At 74.2% G+C, this 23,349-nt stretch carries 19 protein-coding genes; 8 read left to right on the top strand and 11 right to left on the bottom strand.

Going from position 1 to position 23,349, the window contains the following annotated elements:
• Positions 1 to 154 precede the first annotated feature (154 nt).
• Positions 155 to 2,704, bottom strand: a complete 2,550-nt coding sequence (gene pepN, locus LWC35_RS09170) for an aminopeptidase N (RefSeq protein WP_232869614.1) — start codon at positions 2,702 to 2,704, stop codon at positions 155 to 157.
• A 172-nt stretch (positions 2,705 to 2,876) separates the two neighbouring features.
• Here pepN and LWC35_RS09165 point away from each other — a divergent pair, with 172 nt between their 5' ends.
• Entirely contained in the window at positions 2,877 to 3,500 is a 624-nt protein-coding gene (locus tag LWC35_RS09165) for a mycothiol-dependent nitroreductase Rv2466c family protein (RefSeq protein WP_232869613.1), read from the top strand.
• 72 nt (positions 3,501 to 3,572) lie between these two features.
• Here LWC35_RS09165 and LWC35_RS09160 read toward each other — a convergent pair whose 3' ends face one another.
• A complete protein-coding gene (locus LWC35_RS09160) occupies positions 3,573 to 4,007 on the bottom strand; it encodes a CBS domain-containing protein (RefSeq protein ID WP_232869612.1) in 435 nt (144 codons plus the stop codon).
• A gap of 184 nt (positions 4,008 to 4,191) precedes the next feature.
• Here LWC35_RS09160 and LWC35_RS09155 point away from each other — a divergent pair, with 184 nt between their 5' ends.
• Positions 4,192 to 6,687 (top strand): apiosidase-like domain-containing protein, encoded by a 2,496-nt coding sequence (locus LWC35_RS09155; RefSeq protein WP_372463023.1) that lies wholly within the window; start codon positions 4,192 to 4,194, stop codon positions 6,685 to 6,687.
• A gap of 163 nt (positions 6,688 to 6,850) precedes the next feature.
• Positions 6,851 to 8,401, top strand: coding sequence for a serine/threonine-protein kinase (locus LWC35_RS09145; protein WP_232869611.1), 1,551 nt, complete (start codon positions 6,851 to 6,853; stop codon positions 8,399 to 8,401).
• 270 nt (positions 8,402 to 8,671) lie between these two features.
• On the opposite strand, the gene LWC35_RS09140 is transcribed toward LWC35_RS09145, so the two are convergent.
• From LWC35_RS09140 to mobA, 6 genes are all read right to left on the bottom strand, one after another.
• Positions 8,672 to 10,582 carry a prolyl oligopeptidase family serine peptidase gene (locus LWC35_RS09140; RefSeq protein ID WP_232869610.1) on the bottom strand — a complete coding sequence of 637 codons (1,911 nt, stop codon included), beginning with the start codon at positions 10,580 to 10,582 and terminating at the stop codon, positions 8,672 to 8,674.
• A gap of 3 nt (positions 10,583 to 10,585) precedes the next feature.
• Positions 10,586 to 12,358, bottom strand: coding sequence for an N-acetylglutaminylglutamine amidotransferase (locus tag LWC35_RS09135; RefSeq protein WP_232869609.1), 1,773 nt, complete (start codon positions 12,356 to 12,358; stop codon positions 10,586 to 10,588).
• Between the two features lie 34 nt (positions 12,359 to 12,392).
• Entirely contained in the window at positions 12,393 to 14,963 is a 2,571-nt protein-coding gene (locus LWC35_RS09130) for a carboxylate--amine ligase/circularly permuted type 2 ATP-grasp protein (RefSeq protein ID WP_232869608.1), read from the bottom strand.
• Between the two features lie 69 nt (positions 14,964 to 15,032).
• Entirely contained in the window at positions 15,033 to 15,677 is a 645-nt protein-coding gene (locus LWC35_RS09125) for a TenA family protein (RefSeq protein ID WP_232869607.1), read from the bottom strand.
• 10 nt (positions 15,678 to 15,687) lie between these two features.
• Entirely contained in the window at positions 15,688 to 16,482 is a 795-nt protein-coding gene (locus tag LWC35_RS09120) for an MBL fold metallo-hydrolase (protein WP_232869606.1), read from the bottom strand.
• A complete protein-coding gene (mobA, locus tag LWC35_RS09115; protein WP_232869605.1) occupies positions 16,479 to 17,186 on the bottom strand; it encodes a molybdenum cofactor guanylyltransferase in 708 nt (235 codons plus the stop codon). The genes LWC35_RS09120 and mobA overlap by 4 nt, the downstream gene beginning before the upstream one ends.
• Between mobA and LWC35_RS09110 the strand changes: the two genes are divergently transcribed.
• Positions 17,185 to 17,577 (top strand): nuclear transport factor 2 family protein, encoded by a 393-nt coding sequence (locus LWC35_RS09110; RefSeq protein WP_232869604.1) that lies wholly within the window; start codon positions 17,185 to 17,187, stop codon positions 17,575 to 17,577. The genes mobA and LWC35_RS09110 overlap by 2 nt on opposite strands.
• A gap of 231 nt (positions 17,578 to 17,808) precedes the next feature.
• On the opposite strand, the gene LWC35_RS09105 is transcribed toward LWC35_RS09110, so the two are convergent.
• Positions 17,809 to 18,489, bottom strand: a complete 681-nt coding sequence (locus tag LWC35_RS09105) for a DUF429 domain-containing protein (RefSeq protein WP_232869603.1) — start codon at positions 18,487 to 18,489, stop codon at positions 17,809 to 17,811.
• A 17-nt stretch (positions 18,490 to 18,506) separates the two neighbouring features.
• Between LWC35_RS09105 and LWC35_RS09100 the strand changes: the two genes are divergently transcribed.
• Entirely contained in the window at positions 18,507 to 18,974 is a 468-nt protein-coding gene (locus tag LWC35_RS09100; protein WP_232869602.1) for a ribose-5-phosphate isomerase, read from the top strand.
• Positions 18,974 to 19,780, top strand: a complete 807-nt coding sequence (locus LWC35_RS09095) for an Fpg/Nei family DNA glycosylase (protein WP_232869601.1) — start codon at positions 18,974 to 18,976, stop codon at positions 19,778 to 19,780. The genes LWC35_RS09100 and LWC35_RS09095 overlap by 1 nt, the downstream gene beginning before the upstream one ends.
• 137 nt (positions 19,781 to 19,917) lie before the next feature.
• On the opposite strand, the gene LWC35_RS09085 is transcribed toward LWC35_RS09095, so the two are convergent.
• A complete protein-coding gene (locus LWC35_RS09085) occupies positions 19,918 to 20,961 on the bottom strand; it encodes a methyltransferase (protein WP_232869600.1) in 1,044 nt (347 codons plus the stop codon).
• A 171-nt stretch (positions 20,962 to 21,132) separates the two neighbouring features.
• Positions 21,133 to 21,897 carry a hypothetical protein gene (locus tag LWC35_RS09080; protein ID WP_232869599.1) on the bottom strand — a complete coding sequence of 255 codons (765 nt, stop codon included), beginning with the start codon at positions 21,895 to 21,897 and terminating at the stop codon, positions 21,133 to 21,135.
• A 119-nt stretch (positions 21,898 to 22,016) separates the two neighbouring features.
• Here LWC35_RS09080 and LWC35_RS09075 point away from each other — a divergent pair, with 119 nt between their 5' ends.
• Positions 22,017 to 22,766 carry an HAD-IIA family hydrolase gene (locus tag LWC35_RS09075; protein WP_232869692.1) on the top strand — a complete coding sequence of 250 codons (750 nt, stop codon included), beginning with the start codon at positions 22,017 to 22,019 and terminating at the stop codon, positions 22,764 to 22,766.
• A gap of 427 nt (positions 22,767 to 23,193) precedes the next feature.
• Positions 23,194 to 23,349, top strand: coding sequence for a hypothetical protein (locus tag LWC35_RS09070; RefSeq protein ID WP_232869598.1), 156 nt, complete (start codon positions 23,194 to 23,196; stop codon positions 23,347 to 23,349).

Here is a 23,349-nt window from a genome sequence, read left to right as displayed (position 1 = left end):
CGCCGAGCAACCTCCTTGCTGCACGGCACCGACCAGCGACGGGGCGTGGCGCAGTAGGGATCCACAACGGGTCGAGAACCCGCCCTGGAGCGCAGTATGGATCCATGACGCGGCCAGGACGGGTGCGCGGACGCGTCATGGATCCCGACGGCGATCAGCTGCGGTCGAACTCCCGCGCGGCCAGGGCGCGGACGATGCCGGCCCGGCCCTCGGACACCAGCCGGCGCAGGGCCGGCGGGTGGCTCTCGTCGGCCAGCCAGGCGTCGGCGGCGTCGACCGTCGACTTCTCGACGGCCCACGACGGGAACAGGCCGAGCACCACGCTCTGCGCCCGCTCCGACGTCCGCCGCGCCCACACGTCCGCCACCTCGGCGAAGTACTTCTCCACGTAGGGCGCGAGCAGGGCCCGCTGCCCCGGGTGGCCGAAGCCGCCGATGATCGCCTCGTTCACGGCGTTGGGCAGGTCGTCGTCGTGCACCGCGCGGTCCCAGGCCCGGGCCTTGGCCTCCGCGGTCGGGATCAGCGAACGGCCGCGCTCGGCCTGCCGCTCGCCGGCCGCGGTGGGGTCGCGGCGGTGCTCGGCGTCGATCGCCTCCTCGCCGGCCCGGCCGTGCGCCACCAGCGCGTGCAGCAGCCGCCAGCGCAGGTCGGTGTCGACGGTCAGCCCCTCCGGGACGTCCCGGCCCTCGAGCCAGGCGGCGAACCGGTCCAGCGTCGCCGCGGGCAGGACGCTCCCGGCCAGCGCGTTGACGACCGCGAGCTGGGCGTCCGATCCGGGCTCCGCCACGTCGAGCTGCGCGGACAGGGCGTCCGTGAGCAGCGGCCAGCCCGTGTCGGCGGCCCACGACTCGTCGGCGTACGAGGCCACCGCGGTCTGCACCTGCAGCAGCAGCCGCTGCACGACGCCGATCTCGGTCTCCCGGCCGAACCCGCCGGCCACCAGCGTGGTGAAGTCGCGCGCCTTGAGCTCGGCCTCGCGGGTCATCTCCCAGGCCGCCGACCAGCACAGGGTGCGCGGGAGCGGCTCGGCGATGTCGCCGATCCGGTCGATCAGGGTGGTCAGCGAGCCCGGGTCCAGCCGCAGGGCGCAGTAGGTGAGGTCGTCGTCGTTGACCAGCACGAGCTTGCCGCGCGGCACGCCGACCAGCTCCTCGACGGGCGTGCGCTCGCCGGTGACGTCGACCTCGACCCGGTGGGTCCGCACGAGGCGGCCCTCCGCGTCGTCGTCGTACACGCCGACGGCGACCCGGTGGGTGCGCAGCTCGCCGGCGCCCGGACGCGCGCCGCCCTGCACGACCTCGAAGGAGGTGAAGCGGCCCTCGTCGTCGAGCTCGAACTGCGGGCGCAGCAGGTTGAGCCCGGTGGTGCGCAGCCACTGCGTGCCCCAGTCCGACAGGTCCCGCCCGGAGGCCTTCTCGAGCGCGCCCAGCAGGTCGTCGAACGTGGCGTTGCCCCACTGGTGGGCCTCGAAGTAGGCGCGCAGGCCGGCCATGAAGGGCTCGAGCCCGACGTAGGCGACCAGCTGCTTGAGCACCGACGCGCCCTTGGCGTAGGTGATCCCGTCGAAGTTCACCTCGACGGCCTGCAGGTCCGGGATGTCCGCGGCGATCGGGTGCGTCGACGGCAGCTGGTCCTGCCGGTAGGCCCAGGACTTCTCGACGTTGGCGAACGTCGTCCACGCCTGCGCGTACTCGGTGGCCTCGGCCTGGCAGAGTACGGACGCCCAGGTGGCGAACGACTCGTTGAGCCACAGGTCGTCCCACCAGCGCATGGTCACGAGGTCGCCGAACCACATGTGCGCCATCTCGTGCAGGATCGTCTCGGCACGGCGCTCGTAGAGGAACCGGGTGACCCGGGACCGGAAGACGTAGTCTTCGAGGAAGGTGACCGCGCCGGCGTTCTCCATCGCGCCCGCGTTGAACTCCGGGACGAAGAGCTGGTCGTACTTGCCGAACGGGTACCGGATCCCGAAGTTGCGGTGGTAGAAGTCGAAGCCCTGCTTCGTCTCCGTGAAGATCCGCTCGTGGTCCATGTGGGGCGCGAGCGAGGCGCGGCAGTAGATCCCCAGCGGGATGCCGTCGTGCTCGTCGTGCCAGGACGAGTACGGGCCCGCGATCAGCGCGACCAGGTAGGTCGACATGATCTCGGACTCGGCGAAGCGGTGGACCGTCGCCGCGCCGGCCTTCTCGGTCTCGGCCAGCGCGTTGGACACGACCTTCCAGCCGTCCGGTGCCGTGACCGTGATCGTGTAGCGGGCCTTGAGGTCCGGCTGGTCGAAGCAGGCGAACAGGCGCTTGCAGTCCGCCGTCTCGAACTGCGAGTAGAGGTAGACGCCGCCGTCGACCGGGTCGACGAAGCGGTGCAGCCCCTCGCCCGTGTTCATGTAGGTGCCGGTGGCGCGGACGGTCAGCTCGTTCTCCGCGGCCAGGCCGGGCAGGGCGATGCCGTCGTCCTCGCGGTAGCCGGAGACGTCGAGCGCGGTGCCGTTGAGCGTCGCGCTCTCGACCGCGGCGCCGACGAAGTCGATCCAGCTGTCCGCGCCCGGCTCGGCGCAGGAGAAGCGGACCGTCGTGGTGGTGGCGAAGGTCTTCTCGCCCGGTCCGCCGCGGCCGTCGGTGAGGTCGAGGTCGACCACGTAGCCGGAGACGGCGAGCAGGGCGGCCCGGCGCTCGGCGTCGGTCCGGGTCAGGTTGGGCGGGGCCATGAGCGCGGCGCGCTCCTTCCTCCAGGGTTGTCGCGTGGGGGCATCCAATCACGTGGGCGGGATGGTCGCCCCGTCATTGCGCCCGTGCCCCGGGGGTATCCGGGAACACGCCGTCCACCCCCCGCGGTTGTGACGGACGACAGGAGTCCCTCCCCGGACGAACGGAGTGCCCATGACCAGCACCGAGACGGACAAGGCGAAGGTCGACATCTGGTTCGACCCGCTGTGTCCGTGGGCGTGGCTGACCTCGCGGTGGATCCTCGAGGTCGAGAAGGTCCGCGACATCGAGCTGAACTTCCACGTGATGAGCCTGGCGGTGCTGAACTCCGGCCGCGACCTGCCGGAGCAGTACCAGTCGCTCATGGAGAAGGGCTGGGGCCCGGTCCGCGTGTGCATCGCCGCGGCCGAGCTGAAGGGCCCCGAGATCCTGCGCCCGCTGTACACGGCCATGGGCGAGCGCATCCACAACGGCGGCAACAAGGACTTCGACGTCGTCATCAAGGAGGCGCTGGCGGAGCTGGACCTGCCGGCGTCGCTGGCCGAGGCGGCCACCTCGACCGAGTACGACGAGAAGCTGAGGACGAGCCACCACGCGGGCATGGACCCGGTGGGCATGGACGTCGGGACGCCGGTGATCCACGTCAACGACGTCGCCTTCTTCGGCCCCGTGATCAGCAAGGTGCCGCACGGCGAGGAGGCCGGGAAGGTCTTCGACGGCGCCCGCCTGCTGGCCGGGTGGCCGCATTTCTTCGAGCTGAAGCGGACCCGTACCGAAGATCCCGACTTCGACTACTGATCCTTTTCGCCCGAACGGCACTTCTGCGCGGAAGATCCGCGCGGAAGTGCCGTTCGTGTCATTCGGCGGAAATCAGTGGGCGGCGATGAACATGTCGCGCAGCACGCCCGTCTCGAGCTCCATGTCGCGCAGCCGCGCCTTGACGAGGTCGCCGATCGAGACCATGCCGACGAGCCGGCCGCCGTCGATCACCGGCAGGTGCCGGTAGCGGTCGCGGGTCATCCGGGCCATGGCGCTCGCGATCGGCTCGTCGAGCCGCGACGTGGCGACCTTCCTGGTCATGACCTGGTCGACGCGCAGCTCGAGCAGGTCGGTGCCCCGGTGCGCGAGCTCCCGGATCAGGTCCCGCTCGGAGACGATGCCGGCCATCCGGTGGTCCGCATCGCACACCACGAGGGCGCCGACCCCCAGACGCTCGAGCCGGGCCACGGCGTCCGCGACCGTCGCCCAGGGCAGGATCGTGTGCACGGTCCGGCCTTTCGCGTCGAGGATGTCCGCAATCTTCATCGCCGTTCCCTCCGCCGCAGTTCTCGGACGCCGTTCATTCTGCTCCCGCCACTCCGTTCCGGCACGAAACGATGTGGAAGATCACTGGGCCGGCGGATCCGGACGACGGCCGGTGCCGTTCACGATCGTGACGGGTTGATCCGTTCCGCCCCGCGCGTCGGGTCGCGCTGCGAGCGTGCGCCGCGTGGGTGGTTACGGACGGGCGCTGGGTGCGGCGCTGGCGGTGGTCGTCGTGCTGGCGGGAGTGCTCGTCGCAGCCGTGGTGCGCGAGGCGCCGGAGGGCGGGGTCCGGGTCGACGGGCGCTGGTTCACCCGGTCCGACGGCACGCCCTTCTACTGGCTCGCGGACACGGCGTGGGGCCTCGTCACGGCGCTCGACGGCGACCAGGCCGCCGACTATCTCGGCACGCGGGCCGACCAGGGCTTCACGGTGGTCCGCACCGCGCTCGTGCGCCCCGGCGCAGCCCACGACCGGGACGGCAACGCGGCCTTCGCCGGGCACCTCGGCGCGCCGGCGGCGGCGTACTGGGAGCACGTCGACGGGCTCGTCCGCACGGCCGGGGAGAAGGGCGTCACGCTGGCCCTCGCGCCGGTGTGGAGCGACGGGCTCGCCGGCAGTCTGGTCACGGAGCGCAACGCGCGGGAGTACGGGAGCTTCCTCGGCGCGCGGTACGGCGACGCCTCCGTCGTCTGGCTGACCGGCGGCGACGACGTCGGCGGGCACGAGGGGATCTGGTCCGAGCTCGTCTCGGGGCTGCGGGAGGGCGGGAGCGGCGCGCCGGTGGCGCACCTGCCGAGGGGTTCGGCCGGGGGCGAGGGCGACGAGGCGGGTGGATCGGAGGGCTCGAAGGGCTCGGGTGGCTCGGGTGGCTCGGAGGGCTCATCCGGCTCGGACAGGTCGGACGGGTCGGATGCGGACGGCTCGGGCGGCTCGGGCGGCTCGGGCGGCTCGGGCGGCTCGGGCGGCTCGGGCGGCTCGGGCGGCTCGGGCGGCTCGGACGCCGAGGGCTCGGGTGTGGACAGCTCGGAGGGCTCGGACGCGGGCAGCGCTGCGGAGGGCGGCGCGACCGGGGCGACCGGGGCGGGCGCGGCGGGTGCCGGCTCCGCCGCGGGAGGAGCAGCGGACGACCTCGCCGATCTCGCCGACGTCGACCTCGACGGCGTCGACCTCGACGGCGTGGCCGCGAGCGAATCGAGCGAGGAGTTCGAGACCGGGGCGCCGTCGGGCTCGGCGGGGGCGGACGCCGCCGAGAGCGATCCTGGGGAGGTGGGCTCCGTCGCGGACGACGCGGCCGGCGAGGGCGCGGCGGACGTGACCTCCGCGGCGAGCGGTAGCTGCGCGTCCTCCGCGTCGCGGGCCGACGCGCGGGCGGCTGGGGCGGGGAGCGGGAAGCCGCTGCTCGACGCCACGCCGCCCACCGAGGGCGAGGACTGCGGGGGCGGCACGACGACCGACCACGACGTGCGGGCCGAGGCGTGGCGTGCGGCGCTCGGCGGAGCGAGCGGCGCGACCTACGCCGACTCGGCCGTCTCCGACTTCGGGCCGGGCTGGACCGAGGCGGTGGAGACCGACGGGGGCGCCCAGCTGGGCGTGCTCAGACGCGTGCTGGAGTCGCGGCCCTACCGCCTGCTCGAGCCGGCCGACGGCGCGCTGGCCGGCAGCGGGTCCGTGGGCGACGCCCGGGTCTCGGGGGCGGTCGCCTCGGACGGGTCGTTCCTCTTCGCGTACACGCCCGAGGGCGAGGACGTCACCGTGGACCTCGACATGCTCACGGCCGAGCGGGTCCGGGCCTCGTGGGTCGACCCGCGGACCGGCGAGGTGCTGGAGGTCGAGGAGCCGGTCGAGGCGACCGGCAAGGCCGCGTTCGAGGCCCCGGCCGGCACCGGTGACGAGCGGGACTGGGTCCTCGTGCTCGACGACGAGGCCGCGGGCTACGGCGCGCCCGGCGCCGAGGTCCTCGAGGACCCCGGCTCCGCAACCCTCTCTGGCCTCTCCGACGCCTCCGAGGGCGACGACCCGGGTCCCGGCGCGAGCGGGGACGAGACGGACGGGGACGGGGCCGCTCGTTCGAGCGGACGCGTTCACGGGTCGGCCGACGCCGAGCGGCCCGGCCGTGACCGAACGGACGGCCACGGGGGCGGCGGGGCGGGCTCGCGGCCCACGCACGACCGAGCCACGCAGGACGCCGACGGGCGCGAGGACTCCGGACCCGAACGTGCCCGTGCAGGGCAGCCCGAGGAGCAGCCGTCCGACGAGGAGCCCGAGGAGCGGCCGTCCGACAAGGAGCCCGAGGAGCCCGCCGAGCCCGAGAAGCCCGAGCCCCCGAGGCCGGGCGCACCCGAGGAACCCGGGCCCGAGAAGCCGGCCGCACCGGAGAAGCCCGAGCCGGCGAGACCTGCCGAGCCCGAGAAGCCGGCCGCACCCACCTCGGGCACCTGGGACGGCCTGGCCGCGTGCGAGTCCTCCGGGAACTGGGCCATCAACACCGGCAACGGCTACTACGGCGGCCTCCAGTTCGACTCCGCCACCTGGTCGGACTTCGGCGGCACGAAGTACGCCCCGCGCGCCGACCAGGCCACGAAGGAGCAGCAGATCGAGATCGCGGAGAAGGTCCGGGACCGGCGCGGGGGCTACGGGTCCTGGCCCGCCTGTGCCCGCAAGCTCGGCCTGCCGCGCTGAGCCGTCGGTGACGACGGTGCCGCGGCCACCCGAGGGACCCCGGAGGTGCCCGGTGCGACCCCTCGGGCGATCACCCGTCGTCACGTGTCACCCTGGCGGGGGAGCCTCGTCTGACCCGACCTCCCGGCACCTCGCGCGCGCGGAGTGCCTACCCTTGACGGTCATGACCCCGTCCGAGCCCGACGCCCCGCGTATCGGGAACCGCTACCGGCTCGAGGAACGCATCGGCGTCGGGGCGATGGGCGCCGTGTGGCGGGGGACCGACGAGCTGCTGAACCGGACGGTCGCCGTCAAGGAGCTGATCGCGGCGGCCGCGCCCGTCGGCGGCAACGGGGCCGACGCCGCCGAGGAGTCCCGCCAGCGCCTGCTGCGCGAGGGCCGGATCGGGGCACGGCTGCAGCACGCGCACGTCATCAGCATGTTCGACGTCGTCGTGCACGACGAGCGGCCGTGGCTGGTCATGGAGTACCTCCCGTCGCGCTCGCTCGCGGTGGTGCTGGGGGAGAAGGGCCCGATGGAGCCGCGCGAGGTCGCGGCGATCGGTCTGCAGGTCGCCGACGGGCTGGCGGCCGCGCACGCCGCCGGCGTGGTGCACCGCGACATCAAACCCGGCAACGTCCTGATCGCCGAGGACGGCCGCGCCAAGATCACCGACTTCGGCGTCTCGCGCGCGGTCGACGACGTCCAGCTCACCCGCACGGGCATGATCGCCGGGACCCCTGCCTTCCTCGCGCCGGAGGTCGCGCGCGGGCAGGAACCGACCTCGGCGTCCGATGTCTTCGCCCTCGGCGCGACCCTCTACGCCGCGGTCGAGGGCGAGCCGCCCTTCGGGCTCGACGACAACGCCTACGCCCTGCTGCACAAGGTCGCCACCGGCGCCGTCCGGCCCCCGGAGCACGCGGGCCCGTTGACCGCGCTGCTCATGCGCCTGCTGTCCAACGAGCCGACCGACCGGCCCACCGCCGCCCAGGCCCGGGACGCCCTGGCCGCGATCGCGGGCGGCAGCTCGGCGCCCGGGCCGGCCGCGACCGCGCCGATCACCACCCGCGTGATGCCGCCGCCGCGAAAGCCCGCGGCCAAGCCCGGCCCGCGCACGCTCACGGACATGCCGGCGCCGCCGGTCGTCGTGCCGCCGGGGTCGGAGCGGCCACCGGCCGGGGGGAAGCCGCGGGGGCGGCGGCTGCTGCCGTTCGTCCTCGGCGCGCTCGTGCTGCTCGTGGTGGGGGTCGGTGTTGCGATCGGAGCCATCCGCGCGGCCGACAACGGCGACCAGAACGGCGGGGCGGCCGTGCCGCCGGTCGCCGCGCCGACGACCACGCCGTCGGCGAGCCCGACCACCGCGCCCACGACGACCCCGCGCACGACCACCCCGTCGCCCTCGCCCTCGACCTCGACCAGCGCGGCCTCCGACACGGACGCGGTGTCCTTCGTGCAGCGCTACTACAGCCTCCTGCCCGACAACCCCGACGCCGCCTTCTCGCTGCTCGGGTCGCAGGCGCAGGCGGCCTCCGGCGGGATCGACGGCTTCCGCCGCTTCTACGGCGGGATGAGCGAGGTGGAGATCCAGAACGCCCGGTCCACGGGGCAGGGCCAGGTCACGGGCACGATCGTCTTCACCCGCAACGACGGCTCCACCACCAGCGAGCCCTACACGTTCCGGGTCGGCACGGGCAGCGACGGCAACCAGCTCATCCAGTCCTTCTCCCGGGCCTGACCGGTCCCGCACGCTCGCTCCGAGCGACAGGAGGGCTGCACGGCCGGCGCTCCCGTCCCGTCCAGATCGATCTCGGGCAGCGCCCGCGCGCAGCCATGATCACTCCGAGGGGCACACCGCGGCTCGTCCGGCAGCGCTCCCGTCCCGCTCGCCTCGATCACGAGCTCGACCGGCGGCCATGATCATTGCGAATGTCACCGGACCGCTTCTCGACCAGCGCTCCTGTCCCCGTCGCAGTGATCAGCGGGACCGCGGCGCGGCCGCGGGCATTCACGCGGTCCGAGAGGCGGGCTCCGTGAGGTGGCCCGTCACCCACCGCACCACCTCGGCGGTGAACTCGGCCCGGTTGGCGACGGCATGGGTCTCGTGGCCCTCGTCGTCGAACAGGAGGAAGTTCGGGGCCGCCCCGCGGGCCCGCAGCGCCTCCACGATCTGCTCGGCCTCGCCCAGCGGGACGTTGGTGTCGTAGGCCCCGTGCACGACCATCAGCGGCGCGCTGATCCGGTCGGCGCGGTGGATGGGGGAGAGCGCGCGCAGCAGCTCGCCGTCCCGCTCCGGGTCGCCGTACTTGGTGGTGGCGGCCGCGGCGATCCACGGCTCGGTGTCGGAGTAGAAGGTCTGCAGGTCGGACATGCCACACACGTCGACGCCCACGGCGAACAGCTCGGGGAACCACGCGAGCGCGACGAGCGTGAGGTACCCGCCGTAGGAACGCCCGGACACACCGATCCGGTCCGGGTCGGCGAGCCCCGACGACGTCAGGAAGCCGACCGCCGCCCGCACGTCCGTGATGGCGGTGAAGCGCCGGTCCAGGTCGTCCGCCTGCGAGAACACGCGCCCGAACCCGGCCGAGCCCCGGACGTTGGGCGCGAAGACCTGCACGCCCGCGGCGACGAGCGCCTGGAACAGCGGCTGGAAGACCGGGCGCTCCTGCGCTTCCGGCCCGCCGTGCAGCCACACCAGGGTCGGGGCGGCGCCGAACCCGCCGCGCGGGCGGAACAGCCAGCCCGTCAGCGTCAGACCGTCCTCCGCGCGGAACTCGTGCAGCGTGGGGTCGACGAGCTGCTCGAGCGCGTCGAAGGTGTCGGGGAGCAGCGGGGTGGGCTCGGCGAGGGGGACGTCGAGCGCGATCCGGGCGACGTGCGGCGGCACCGCGGGCCCCTCGCTGCCGACGAGCAGCGCCTGGCCGTCGCGGGTGAACGCCAGCCCCGTCACGACGTCGCCGGGGTGGTCGGGCACCGGGTCGGTGAGTCCGGTGCGCAGGTCGACGAGCTCGAGCTCGGAGCGGCCGTCGACGTTCCAGACGAGCGCGGCGCGGGCCCCGGCCGGGTCGAGGGCGACCTGGTCGAGGTCGTCGTGTCCTCTGCAGGCGACCTCCCACGCCAGGGAGACCTCGCCGCCGGAGGCGTCGTCGCCCAGCGAGCACGCCAGCAGCGCCGGACGGTCCCGGCCCGCGTCCGTGTGCAGGTAGAGGACACCGCCCGTGACGCCGAAGCGCGCGTCGGCCACCGTGGCGTCGTGCCCGGGGAGCAGATCGGTGCGCCGTCCGGTCCACAGGTCGATGAGCTCGAGGGTGCGGGCGCCGCGGCGCCCGGTGCGCAGGACGGCACGCCGGCCGTCCCGGGTGACCGCGCAGACCACGGCCGACGGGCCGGAACCGAGGACGATCGAGGAGCCGTCCCGGACGTCGACGAGGCAGGCCGTGCCGGAGCCGTCGCCCCCCGAGGCACGGTCCGAGTAGATGGTGACGCCGAGCTGGCGGCCGGTCGGGGACCACGCCCCGAGCGTGACGGCGGAGGAGCCGGCAGCGATCTCGCGCCGCTCGGCGCCGTCGGGGGACAGCAGGAGGACCCGGGTCCGCTCCCCGCCGCCGGGAGCGACCTCGCAGGCCACGAACGAGCCGTCCGGGCACCAGCTCAACGCCTTGACGTCGCAGGCCACGGCCGCGTCCACCTCGGTGTCCAGCGGCGCGGCGGGCTGCTCGGCGGGCCGCTCGCCGGCCGGCATGGGGCCCACGTAGGCGCGCGGGCGCCCGTCGCGGTCGGAGATCCAGGCCAGCAGCGTGCCGTCGGGGGAGGGCAACGCGGAGCGGTACGCGGGGGTGAAGAGGTGTTCGTCCAGCTCACCGGCCAGCTGCGCGCGCCGCCGGTCGGTGAAGGTATCCACGTTGACACCGTTCATGAGCTAGATCCCCCTCTCCTGTAACCACATCTCCAGCAGTGCCACCTGCCACAACGCGTTCGAGCCCAGGTTGGTGCGCCGGGTGTTCGGATCCGCGAGCATACGGTCGAGCCAGTCGCCCCGGACAAGGCCCCGCGCCTTGGCCACCGGGTCGGTGACGGCGTCGCGCACCCGCTCGAGGAACGGTCCTTCCAGGTGACGGATGGCGGGCACCGGGAAATACCCCTTGGGCCGGTCGATCACCTCGTCCGGGACGACGCCGCGGGCCGCCTCCTTGAGGATGCCCTTGCCGCCGAGCGCGAGCTTCAGTTCTGGTGGGCACGCCGCCGCGAGCTCGACGAGCTCGTGGTCGAGGAACGGCACGCGTGCCTCGAGTCCCCAGGCCATCGTCATGTTGTCGACGCGCTTGACCGGATCGTCCACGAGCATGATCGTGCTGTCCAGCCTCAGTGCGGCGTCCAACGTCCCGTCGGCACCCGGCATTCCGAAGTGCTCGGCGATGAACTCCCGGCTGGGGTCGTGGTCGAGCAGCCATTCGGGCTCGAGGATGTCGGCCAGCTCGCCGTGCGGGCGGTCGGTGAACACCGCCTGGTAGGCCTGCACGGCCTGGTCACGGGGGGTGTCGCGCAGCGGCGGGTACCAGTCGTAGCCGGCGAACACCTCGTCGGCGCCCTGGCCGGACTGCACCACGGTCACGGACTTCGACACCTGCTCGGACAGCAGGTAGAAGGCCACGCAGTCGTGGCTGACCATCGGCTCCGCCATCGCCGTGATCGTCTCGTCGACGGCCGGGAGCATCCGCGCCGGGTCGACGAGGATCTGCTGGTGGTCGGTGGCGAACTCCTTCGCCACGATGTCGGAGAACTCGAACTCGTCGCCCTTCTCGCCGCCGGCGGCGTGGAAGCCGACCGAGAAGGTCTTCAGCCCGGTCTGCCCCTCCTGCGCCAGCAGCGCCACGATCAGCGACGAGTCCAGCCCGCCGGAGAGCAGCACGCCCACCGGCACGTCGGCGACCATCCGGCGCCGCACGGCCGTGCGCAGGCCGTCGAGCACGGCCTCCTTCCAGTCCGTGACGCCCAGCTCGGGGCGGCGCTCGTGCACGGGGCGCCAGTACACGTGGTCGGAGTGCCGGCCGTCGGGCTCGTAGGTCCGCACGGTGGCGGGCGGCAGCTTGGCGACGCCCGCGAGGATCGTCCGCGGGGCCGGCACCACCGAGTGGAAGGTCATGTAGTGGTGCAGCGCCACGGGGTCGAGCGAGGTGTCGACGCCGCCGGCCTCCAGCAGCGCGGGGAGCGACGAGGCGAACCGCAGTACGCCCGCCCCTTCGGTCAGGTAGAGCGGCTTGATCCCCAGCCGGTCGCGGGCGAGCACGAGCCGCCCGCTGTCCCGCTCGGCCACGGCGAACGCGAACATCCCGAGGAAGTGCTCGACGCACCCGGGGCCCCAGTGTGCGTACGCCTTGAGCACGGTCTCGGTGTCGGAGTCGGAGAAGAACGTGTAGCCCGCCGCCTCGAGCTCGCGGCGCAGGTCCTTGTAGTTGTAGATGCAGCCGTTGAACACCACGGCCAGCCCGAGCGCGGAGTCGACCATGGGCTGGGCACCCCGCTCGGACAGGTCGATGATCTTCAACCGCCGGTGGCCCAGCGCGATCGGGCCGGCCGCGTGGACCCCGGTCCCGTCCGGGCCGCGACGTTCCATCGCCTTGACGATCCGGGCGACGACGGCCGGGTCCGCCGGTCCGCCGTCGAACCGCATCTCACCGGCGATTCCGCACATGTGGCTCCCTCCTACTGCCGACGATCCCGGGCGACTACCGCAGGATCCAGGTGTCCTTGGCGCCGCCGCCGCGCGACGAGTTGACGATCATGCTGCCGGGGGGCGCGACCCGCGACAACGCCGCGGGGACGACGTCGAGGTGCGCCCGGCCCCCGTACTGGCTCTGGAACACGAAGGCCCGCAGGTCGACGGCCCGCGGCTCCAGCCGGTTCCCGGAGAAGGTCGGGTGCGTGGACAGCGACACCATGTCCTGTGCCACCCACTTGGCGGGCTCGGTCCGGATGAGCTTCTCCACCTCGGTGAGCTCCGAGCGCTCGGCGTGCGGACCGATCACGATCCCGCTGCCCCCGTAGCCGTCGACGGGCTTGAGCACGAGCTCGTGGAGACGGTCGAGCACCTCGGCCCGCCGCTCGTCGTCGACGCACGGATAGGTGGGGACGCCGTCCAGCAGCGGCGACTCGTCGAGGTAGTAGGTGATCATGTCGGGGACGTAGGCGTAGACGAGCTTGTCGTCGGCCACGCCGTTGCCCAGCGCGTTGAGCAGCGCGACCCTTCCTCGGGACACCGCGGCGGCCAGCGCGCGCCCGATCGGCCGCATGTCGGCGCCCCGGGCCTTCATCAGGTCGTTCTCGTCCATCCGACGGTAGAGCGCGGAGAGCCGCCGCTTCCCGCCCGTCGTGACCAGGTAGACGCCCTCGTCGGTGACCTGCAGGTCGCGCGGCGTCACCACCGGCACGCCCATCTGCTCGGCGAGCAGCCGGTGCTCGAAGAAGGCCGAGTCCGAGGGGCCCGACGACAGCAGCGCCACCTCGTCGGCCCCCGGGCTGGCCGCGTCGGTCGCCGAGAGCAGCGCGGCCCGCAGCCGCCCGGGCACGTCCTCCAGCCCGACGACGCCCGTCGGCGGCTCCAGGTCGCTCATCACGCTGCGGACCAGGCGGCGGCTCATGATCGAGTAGCCGATGCCGGACGGCACGCGCAGGTTGTCCTCGAGCACGAGCCAGTGGTCGGGTGCGTCGCGGACCAGGTCGATCCCGGCCACGGCGATCCGCACGACGTCGCCGGGCACGATCTCGCCCCGGCGGTTGCGGCCCGGCGCGCCGTCGACCACGGCGGCCGGGACGACCCCGTCGTGCACGATGCGACGCTCGCCGTAGACGTCCCGGACGAACAGCTCCAGGGCCCGGACCCGTTGCGCGAGCCCCTCCTCGAGGACGTGCCAGTCCTCGGCGCCGACGATCCGCGGCACGAGGTCCAGCGGGAAGAGCCGGCCCTCCGCGGTGCCGTCCTCGGGGCCGAAGGTCACCCCGCGCGCCCGCTGCTCGGTCGCCAGCGCGGACTCCGCGGCGACCATCCCGCGTCGCCCGAGGCGTTCCAGGGCCCGGAACATCCAGCCGTACTGCGGCAGCACCGTGCCACCGCTGCTGACGGCCTCGTCGAAGCCCTCCGGGCGGTACTCGGCGAGCAGCTCGCGGGCGAGCGGCACCTCGACCGGCGGCTCGATGGACAGCTGCCGGCCCTGGGTGTTCGCGACGAGGGCGTCGACGACGTCGGTCAGCCGGCCACGGCGGCCGTACATCCGTCGCTGCCGCGCGGCGCCGCTCCCGCGCTCCAGGGTGGCGCGCGACAGGGTGAGGACCTGCTCCCAGTCGCCGAGCTCCTCCAGCTGCGGGCGCAGCATCTCGACGAGCTGCCCGACGAGCAGCGGCGGGGAGACGAGCGAGGGGCCGACCAGGTCGACCAGGTCGCCCTCCAGGCCCGACCGCGCGGCACGCCAGCTCGCCGAGCGCAGCAGCTCCTGCCGGCTCGTCGGCAGCGGGACGCCCTGGTCCAGGTCCCGGCGGGCCCGGCAGACCAGGGCGCGGAACAGCCCCGCGATGAGGACGACGTCGTCGACCTCGGTGCAGGCGTCGCACACCCGCAGCTCGACGGTCGGCACGTGCGCGCTCGGCCGGATGTCGAAGTAGAGCATCCCGGGGTCGCTGATCGTGCCCGACGCGATCAGCTCCCGGACCATCGCGTCGTACTCGGCGGCGGTCTCGACCATCGCCGGCGGGCCGGAGGTCGGCCAGCGCGACCAGACCATGCTGCGGTAGCTCGCGTAGCCGGTGTCGTTGCCGCGCCAGTACGGCGAGCTGGCCGACAGCGCGAGCAGGATGTGCAGGTAGGGGGCCACGCGCCGGACGACCTGCACAGCGGTGTCCCGGTCCGGCACGTCGACGTGCACCTGCGCGCCGCAGATGTGCTGCTCGCGCACGAGCATCTGGTACTCGTGCTGCATCTTCTCGTAGCGGGCCCCGGCGGAGACGTCCTCGCCGGTCAGGTCGACGAGCGGGACGGTGCCGGCGGCGACGATCCCGAGCCCGTGCGGCTCGGCGACGCTCTCCAGCTTCCGCCGCAGCCGGCGCAGGTGCCCGCCCAGCTCGTCGAGGGTCTCGCAGACCGGCGTGTTCGTCTCGACCAGCGAGCGCTGCAGCTCCCGCGCGAACTCGGCCCCGTCCAGCTGCGGCTGGAGGGCGTCGACCTCGGGCGCGGCGCGCCGCGTCTCGAGGTCCACGACGTGGAACTCCTCCTCGACCCCGAGAAGGGGTTTCCCGGCGCCACTCATGCGGGTGACGCTAGGGGGCGATTGTTACGGGCGGATAGCCTGCGGGCGGGGGGCTCCGCACGCCGGCGGTCACCGGCCGTCGTAGGCGGCCTCGAAGAAGGCGAGCTCGAGGTCGACGGCCTCGGCGAAGTGTCGGGCGAGCCGGCGCGGGTCGCGGGCCTGCGGCGCGGAGCGGTCCAGCTCGGCTCGCAGGAACCCGACCCAGGCCTCGAACTCGGGGCCGCGGTGCAGCTCGATCCAGCCGCGGGCGATCGGGTCGGTCGGTAGCGGTCCACGGGGACGGGATGCCCAGTCGAGGTAGAGCCATTCCGCGACGACGAGCACGGTGACGATCTCGGGGTAGCTCGCGTCCGCCCGGACGCCGTCCATCAGGTCGAGGAAGCCCTGGGTCGGGGCGGCGCGCTCCGGGGCCGTCCGCTCGGCGTCGGGCACGCCCAGCAGGTCGAACGAGCGGTGGAAGTAGTCGTGCTCGTCGCCGGCGACCAGGCCCGCCTGGCGGGCGTGCACCACCCGCGCGGCGGGATCGTCGCAGGTGGCGACGGCCGCGCCCAGCAGGGCCAGGAAGGCGTCGCAGAACTGGTAGTCCTGCACGAGATAGCGGCGCAGGACGTCGGGCGCGACGGTCCCGGACCACAGCTCCTCGACGAACCGGTGGCCGACGGCCGCGTCCCAGGTCTCCCGGCCGGACTCGCGCAACTCCTGCGAAAAGCTCACGGGCCCGACCCTAGGAGACGGCGGGCGGACCGGGGTCGCGCCGGCGGGGCCAGGGCACGCCGGGGTGGGGCGAGCGCGCCTGCGCCTCGGCCCCGGTCAGCTCGCCGGCGGCGACGGCGCGGGCGAGGGCGGCCACCGTCGTCAGCTCGTCGTGCTGGGCGCGGGCCTGCGCGGGCGTCATCGGCTCGCCGTGGCCCGGGACGTAGGTGTCCGCCTGGAGCGCGAGCAGGGCGGCGACGGCGCCGGCCCAGGTCAGCGGGTGGGCGTCCTCGTGGTCGGGCGGCGCACCGGATTCCAGCAGATCACCGGCGAACAGCACGCCGGCGTCGGGGACGTGCACCGCCAGGTCGTGGTCGGTGTGCCCGGGACCGGGCGTGACCAGCAGGACCTCCCGCCCACCGAGGTCCAGCGTGGCCGGCGCGGGGTCCGGCGGCACGGGCTCGGTCGCCGCCAGCGCCGCGGCCGTCGCCCGGTTCCCCGCGCTGCGGTAGTGCGCGACCCACCGCGCGCGCTGCGTGGCCCCGGTGCGCTCCAGCGCGGCCCGACACGCCGGGTGTGCGAGCACCGGGGCCGGCAGGAACGCGGCGCTGCCGAAGCAGTGGTCGAAGTGGGCGTGGGTGAGCACGACCGTCACCGGCAGCGTGGTCACCGCACGCACCGCGGCGGCCAGCTCGGCGCCCTGCTCGCGGTCGCCCCGGGTGTCGATCACCAGCGCGCGCTCCGCCCCGAGGACCAGGCCCGTGGTCAGGTCCAGCTCGGCGTGCCGGCGGGCGAGGACGCCGTCACCGAGCTCGAGCCACGTCACCGGGACTGGGCCCGGGCGGACGCGTACTCCTCGGGCGTGTTGACGTTCACCAGCGCGCGGAGCTCCGGGTCGCGCTCGCGCAGGACGGGATCGGCCAGGAGCTCGGCCTCGTCGGCGCGGTGGACGTCGACCGTCGCGAACAGGTCCGGCGGGCGGCTGCGCCCCTCCGCGATCAGCTCGGCGACGACCGGGGCGAGCGCGGTGCGGTACGCCGCGGCGAGCGGCTGGTGGTGCCCGTGCGCGACCGGCAGCAGCACGGCGTGCCCCCCGAGCAGCGCGATCACCCGCCGCACGTAGGCCTCGTGCAGGAAGGGCAGGTCGACCGAGGCCACGAACGCGACCTCGGCCCGGGTCTCGACGGCCGCCAGACCGACGGCGATCCCCTGCAGCGGCCCGCGCCCCTCGACCGGGTCCTCGGCGGTCTCGATCCCGGCCGGCAGCGGGGGCAGCTCCTGGCCCGGCGCACGCACCACGACCACCGGCCCGTCGACGACCGCGCCCACGACGCCGCACACGCGGTCCAGCAGGGTGGTCCCGTCCCAGTCCAGCCAGGCCTTCGAGCGGCCCATCCGCGACGAGCGCCCGCCCGCCAGCACGATCCCCGCCGCTGCCACGGGCCGGACCCTACCGGCGGGCCCGGTCGCCACGGCATTACCTCCGACGTCGTCGACCGGCGGCCCGCGGGACAGCAGGCTCGGTGCCATGACGAACACCACGACCGACATCACCACCGACATCACCACCGACGTCGTCGCCCGCTACCTGACCGCCTGGAACACGACCGACGGTCGTCCCCGCGCGAAGGCCGTCGCCGCGGTGTTCACCGAGGACGCCCGCTACGTCGACCCGCTCGCCGACGTCACCGGGCACGAGGCCATCACCGCGCTCATCGGCGGCGTCCACGCCCAGTTCCCCGGCTTCGTGTTCGGCCCGGTGGGGGATCCCGACGCCCACCACGACGTCGTCCGGTTCCGGTGGGGGCTCGGCCCGGACGGCGCCGGCGAGCCGCCGGTCATCGGAGCCGACGCCGTCACCCTCGCCCCCGACGGTCGCATCGCCCTGGTGGTGGGCTTCCTCGACAGGGTCCCCGCCTGACGACCCGCGAGTCGAGCCGTGGGCTCCCGCGAGTCGGTAGTTCTGACACCGCGAGTCGGTAGTTCTGACACCGCGAGTCGGTAGTTCTGACACCGCGAGTCGGCAGTTCTGACACCGCGAGTCGGCAGTTCCAGGCCACCGAGTCGCACATGCCGGGTGACCCGGGATGCGCGACTCGGCCGGTCGAGACCGCCGACCAGCGGGTCGGACGGCCGGGTCGGAACGGCCGGGTCACACGGCCACCCGCATGACCCGGCCCCGGGCGCCGGTCCCGCCGCCCAGGACGTCGGCGGTGCCGGCGGCCCAGCGGGCGGCGGACCAGGTCGCGGCCAGGGCGTCGAGACAGTCGTCGAGCCGGGCGCCCTCGGGCAGGTCGGCCAGCGCCCGGGCCGGGTCCACCCAGCGGGTCAGCGCCGCGATGCGCTGGCCCGCTCCCCGGGCCGTCTTCTTCGACGCGAACGCGGTCCCGGGCGCCAGCCCGCGCACCGCCAGTTCGGGATGCACCTCGACCACGTTGTCCGGCAACGGGTGGATCGCGTCCCACGACAGGATCTGCCGACGGATGTTGTAGGTCTGGATGCTGATCCCGCGCCCGGTCAGCTCCCGCGCCCGCCGCACCGCCTCCTCGTGCGTCGGCTCGAGCAGCACCTCCCGCGGCGGCGCCGGGAACACCGAGGACCGCGCGCGGCCGAGCCGGGCCGCACACAGGGCGTCGCACTCCCGGGGTGTGCCGTCGACGGGCAGCGCGAGCGGGATGTCGACGCCGACGGCCGCGCACCCGGCGGTCAGCTCGACCACCTCGGCGGCGCCCGCCACCACGGCCCAACGCACCGTCCACCGGGGCGCGCGCCCGCGCAGGAGCACCACCACCCAGCCCCCGGGCACCCCGTCCACCCCGGCGATCCCGCTCATGAGGCAGGATTCTCGCCGTGCGCGTCTACCTCGGCAGCGACCACGCCGGCTTCGAGCTGAAAGGCCGGCTCTCCGAGCACCTCAAGGGTGCGGGCCACGACGTCGTCGACGTCGGCGCCCTGACCTACGACCCCGACGACGACTACCCGGCCTTCTGCATCGACACGGCCCGCCGGGTCGTCGGCGACCCGGGCAGCCTCGGCGTCGTCATCGGCGGCTCCGGCAACGGCGAGCAGATCGCGGCGAACAAGGTCAAGGGCATCCGCGCCGCCCTCGCCTGGAGCACCGAGACGGCGAAGCTCGCCCGCGAGCACAACGACGCCCAGGTCGTCGGGATCGGCGCCCGCCAGCACAGCGAGGAGGAGGCGCTCGCGATCGTCGACGCCTTCCTCGCCACCCCGTTCTCCGGGGGTGAGCGGCACCAGCGCCGCATCGACCAGCTCGCCGCCTACGAGCAGACGGGCGCGACCGCCGGGCAGGCCTGATGCCCGAAGGGCACACGCTGCACCGGCTGGCGCGGCGCCACCAGGCGCTGTTCGCGAAGCGGCCGGTGGCGGTGAGCAGCCCGCAGGGCCGGTTCGCCGACTCCGCCGCGCTGCTCGACGGCCAGGTGCTGACCCGCGCCGAGGCGCACGGCAAGCACCTGTTCCACCGGTTCGGCCCGGACCTCGTGGTGCACGTGCACCTCGGTCTCTACGGGACGTTCGACGACGGCGAGCTGCCCGCCCCCGCGCCGCGCGGCCAGCTGCGACTGCGGTACGTCGGCGAGACGCACTTCGCCGACCTGCGCGGCCCCACCACCTGCGAGCTGCTCACCCGCGCCGAGGTCAAGGCGATCCGGGACCGGCTGGGACCCGACCCGCTGCGCCGGGACTTCGACGCCGAGCGGGTGTGGGCGCGGATCTCGCGGAGTTCCTCGCCGCTGGCCACGCTGCTGATGGACCAGAAGGTGCTCGCCGGCGTCGGCAACGTCTACCGCGCCGAGCTGCTGTTCCGGCACGGGCTGGACCCGCAGATCCCCGGCCGCGCGCTCGACCGCGGCACCTGGGACGCGATGGCCCCGGACCTCGTCGCCCTGATGAAGGACGGGGTGCGCCGCGGCCGGATCGACACCGTCCGCCCCGAGCACGACCCGCGCCGCAAGGGGCAGGCCGCGCGGAAGGACCGGCACGGCGGTGAGGTCTATGTCTACCGCCGCGCCGGGATGCCCTGCCTGGTCTGCGGCACCGAGGTGCGCACCTCCACCCACGCCGCCCGCAACCTCTTCTGGTGCCCCACCTGCCAGGCCTGACCTGCGCACCGTGCGCGAACGTGGTCTACACCCACCGCCGCGCCGGGCAGGCCTGCCTCGTGTGCGGCACGCCGATCGCCCGCGCGAGGCACCTGGCCCGGAACCTCTGCTGGTGCCCGACCTACCAGGCGGGGTGCTCAGGCGGGCACGGCCTCCAGCACGACCAGCCCCAACGGCGACGCCGTCGGCACGATGCGCCGCAGCGTGAACCCGGCCGAGGCGAACAGCTCCCCGAACTCCCGCCCGGTGCGCTCGCACCCGGTGGCGAGCAGCAGCATCGTCACGTCGAGCCGGATGACCGCGGGCCCGTCCGCGGCCCGCTCCGGCAGCATCGCGTCGACCACCAGCAGCGTCCCGTCCGGGCCCATCGCCTCCCGGCAGCGGGTGAGGATGCGGCGTGCGTCGGCGTCGTCCCAGTCGTGGAGGATCCAGGAGAGCAGGTACGCGTCGCCGCCCGCCGGGACCCCGGCGAAGAAGTCGCCGGCGACGACCTCGGTGCCTTCCGGCACCCGGGCCGAGGCCACCACCTCGGCGCGGTCGAAGAGCACGCCCGACACCCCGGACGTGGCGGTGAGGATCGCGGAGAGCAGGACGCCGAAACCGCCGCCGACGTCGACCAGCCTGCGGAACCGGCCGAAGTCGTAGACGGCGAGGACGTCGGCCGCCGCCCGGGCCGAGCGGTCCACCATGCTGGCCTGGAAGGCGGCGAGCTCCGCGGGATGCTGCGCGAGGTGCTCGAAGAAGGGTTCACCGCGGGCCCGCTCGAACGCCACCCCGCCCTCGCGCACCGCTTCGGCCAGTGCGGGTGCGGCCGTCGCGTAGACGCCGCCGCGCGCCCGGACCACGCCGCGCAGCGAACCGGGGACGTCCGAGCGCAGCAGCCGCCCGCTGGGGGTCAGCGAGAACGTGCCGTCCGGGAACTCGACGAGCACACCCTCCGCGACCAGCAGGCGCAGCACCCGGCTCAGCGGTCCGGGCCGGGCGCCGACCTCCGCGGCCAGCCGCTCGGCGTCGCAGGCGCCGCGGTCGAGCACGTCGGCCACCCCGAGCTCGGCCGCGACGTGCAGCGCGGCGGTGACGAGATAGCCGTCGGCGAGTCGGTTGAGGCGGGCGGCGGCGTCGGCCACCGGGGCGTCGTTCGTCGGGGTCGGCGTCGTGCCGGGCGTCGTCGGGGCGACCATGGGTGACCTCCTGTCGTCGACACGCAGGAGACAGCGCCGGGGGGACCGGAGATACGGCAGAAGGACCCGGAAAAGCACGACCGGCCCGGGACGAAGCACTCCGGGCCGGTCAGTGGAGGAGGGCCGGGCGAACCGGCCTGACGTCTGGCTCGACGTTGTGTTACCCGCAGATCAGAAGTCGAAACCTCCGCCGCCGCCGTCGAAGCCACCGAAGTCGCCGAAGTCGCCCCCGCCCATGTCGCCGCCCATGTCGCCGGGGTCGCCGCCCATGTCGCCGGGGTCGCCCCCGGCCATGTCCGCGGCCATCGCGTCGGAGTAGCCGTCGGCGTACGCGCTGCCGGCCATGCCGGAGAACATCGCGCTGAACAGCAGGGCCGAGCCGACGCCCCAGGCGCCGGCGACCAGGGCCGGCTTCCACCACGGCTGGCTGTACCAGCCGGCGGGCACCGGCCGCCCGGCGACGTTGCCACCGGGGTAGTAGTGCGCGTTGCGCTCGGAGGGGTTCGGCGAGGCGCTGTAGTGCTGGCCCTCGACGTCGACCTCGCGCTCCTCGGTCACCGCGCCCGCGCGCGCCTGGCCGGGCAGCGGCGGCAGGTCGGGACCGGGGTCGAGGTCCATCGCGGTGCGCGCCGCGCGGACGTAGTAGAGGCCCTCGTAGGCCGTCTCGGTGACGCCCCGGGCCTGGGCGGGCGTGCGGGCCTGCTCGAGCTGCGAGCCGGCCGCGTTGTAGCGCTCGGACGCGTCGGCGAGGGCCTGCTTGGCCGCCTCGTTGGTCCCGACGAGGTTGAGCACCTGGCCGCCGAGGCGCTCGACCCAGCGGCGGGCGTCGGCCTTGGCGTCCTCGAGCTCGCGGGCCTGGCCGGCGTTGCGGTTGCGGACCAGCCAGACGACGCCCGCCACCACGGCGAGCAGCAGGACGATGGTCACGAGGTCCACGGGTTCTCCTTGTCGGGGGGTTGTGCACACCGACAACGGACAGACCGGCACGAACGTTCCCGGGCCCCGGCGCGTCTAGGCTCGTGGCCGTGTCGGACAGCAAACCCGTCGAGGCCTGGATGACCGACATGGACGGCGTGCTCGTCCATGAGGGGAGCATCATCCCCGGCGCGGACGCCTTCGTGAACCGTCTCCGCGAGACGGGCACCCCGTTCCTGGTGCTCACCAACAACTCGATCTACACCCCGCGTGACCTGCAGTTCCGGCTGCGTAACTCGGGCATCGACGTGCCGGTCGAGTCCATCTGGACCTCCGCGCTGGCCACCGCCGCCTTCCTCGACAACCAGCGGCCCGCCGGCTCGGCCTACGTGGTCGGCGAGGCCGGTCTGACGACCGCGCTGCACGAGATCGGCTACGTGCTCACCGAGTCGGACCCGGACTACGTCGTGCTGGGGGAGACGCGGACCTACAGCTTCGAGGCGGTCACGACGGCGATCCGGCTGGTGGACCGCGGTGCCCGGTTCGTCGCGACGAACCCGGACCCGACCGGCCCGTCCAACGAGGGGATCCTGCCCGCCACGGGCTCGGTCGCCGCGCTGATCACCCGGGCCACCGGCGTCGACCCGTACTTCGTGGGCAAGCCGAACCCGCTGATGATGCGCGCGGCGCTCAACCGGCTCGAGGCGCACTCCGAGACCACGGTCATGATCGGCGACCGGATGGACACGGACGTCGTGGCCGGCATGGAGGCCGGGATGCGGACGGTGCTGGTGCTGTCCGGGATCATGCGTGCCGACGCCGTCGACCGCTACCCGTTCCGGCCGACGCGCGTGATCGGGTCGGTCGCCGAGCTCGTCGACGAGATCTGAGGGACGAGATCCGAGGACCCGGCGGGCCGACCCGGGCGGGCCACCCCGGCGGGGCCCACCCGCGGGGGCCCGCGGCCGGGGTGGGTGGGGGTCTACCGGCCGCGGGGGGGGGGGGCACGCCCGCGCCCGATCCGAAGATCGAACCGGCGGCGCGCCCCGGGAGATGACTCGGCTGGTTCATCCGCGGCGTTACGCGACGTCACGCGGCTGTCGACCGCTGTTCGGGATGGTCCGGGGCGCCCCGGGAGCCCCGGACCGCCACGCCGTCCCACGGCGGGCCCGAGCGGGAGGGCGGTCGCCCGTGGCGTCCGTTCCCGCCGTCCCGCTCCCGAGCGCGAGCGGCCGTGGCGGAACTCCGTGTCCTTCCGCGGCACCGACACACCGCCCCGCGCTTGCGAACCACATCGATGTCATTACCCTCGGCAGCATGAGCGACACCCTCTGGTGGAGCTGCGCCGACTGTGGCTCCTACGCCGAACTGCCCGCCGACGAGTCCGACGGCTTCGACATCGGCTGTCCGGACTGCCGGAGCCCGATGACGGCGCAGTGGTTCTGGGACGACCGGGCCGGCGAGGCCGCCTGA

This window comes from Pseudonocardia kujensis (assembly GCF_021283305.1).
In the GTDB taxonomy this organism is placed as follows: Bacteria; Actinomycetota; Actinomycetes; order Mycobacteriales; family Pseudonocardiaceae; genus Pseudonocardia; species Pseudonocardia kujensis.
The sequence above is the reverse complement of the archived record's forward strand: the minus strand, read 5'-3'. Positions and strand labels throughout refer to the sequence as shown.

Coding starts and splice junctions, on each gene's coding strand:
- LWC35_RS09085 (WP_232869600.1), bottom strand. CDS start 20,961: ATGGTCGCCCCGACGACGCCCGGCACGACGCCGACCCCGACGAACGAC.
- mobA (WP_232869605.1), bottom strand. CDS start 17,186: ATGGCACCGAGCCTGCTGTCCCGCGGGCCGCCGGTCGACGACGTCGGA.
- LWC35_RS09130 (WP_232869608.1), bottom strand. CDS start 14,963: ATGAGTGGCGCCGGGAAACCCCTTCTCGGGGTCGAGGAGGAGTTCCAC.
- LWC35_RS09070 (WP_232869598.1), top strand. CDS start 23,194: ATGAGCGACACCCTCTGGTGGAGCTGCGCCGACTGTGGCTCCTACGCC.
- LWC35_RS09165 (WP_232869613.1), top strand. CDS start 2,877: ATGACCAGCACCGAGACGGACAAGGCGAAGGTCGACATCTGGTTCGAC.
- LWC35_RS09140 (WP_232869610.1), bottom strand. CDS start 10,582: ATGAACGGTGTCAACGTGGATACCTTCACCGACCGGCGGCGCGCGCAG.
- LWC35_RS09105 (WP_232869603.1), bottom strand. CDS start 18,489: ATGAGCGGGATCGCCGGGGTGGACGGGGTGCCCGGGGGCTGGGTGGTG.
- LWC35_RS09095 (WP_232869601.1), top strand. CDS start 18,974: ATGCCCGAAGGGCACACGCTGCACCGGCTGGCGCGGCGCCACCAGGCG.
- pepN (WP_232869614.1), bottom strand. CDS start 2,704: ATGGCCCCGCCCAACCTGACCCGGACCGACGCCGAGCGCCGGGCCGCC.
- LWC35_RS09160 (WP_232869612.1), bottom strand. CDS start 4,007: ATGAAGATTGCGGACATCCTCGACGCGAAAGGCCGGACCGTGCACACG.
- LWC35_RS09075 (WP_232869692.1), top strand. CDS start 22,017: ATGACCGACATGGACGGCGTGCTCGTCCATGAGGGGAGCATCATCCCC.
- LWC35_RS09110 (WP_232869604.1), top strand. CDS start 17,185: ATGACGAACACCACGACCGACATCACCACCGACATCACCACCGACGTC.
- LWC35_RS09145 (WP_232869611.1), top strand. CDS start 6,851: ATGACCCCGTCCGAGCCCGACGCCCCGCGTATCGGGAACCGCTACCGG.
- LWC35_RS09135 (WP_232869609.1), bottom strand. CDS start 12,358: ATGTGCGGAATCGCCGGTGAGATGCGGTTCGACGGCGGACCGGCGGAC.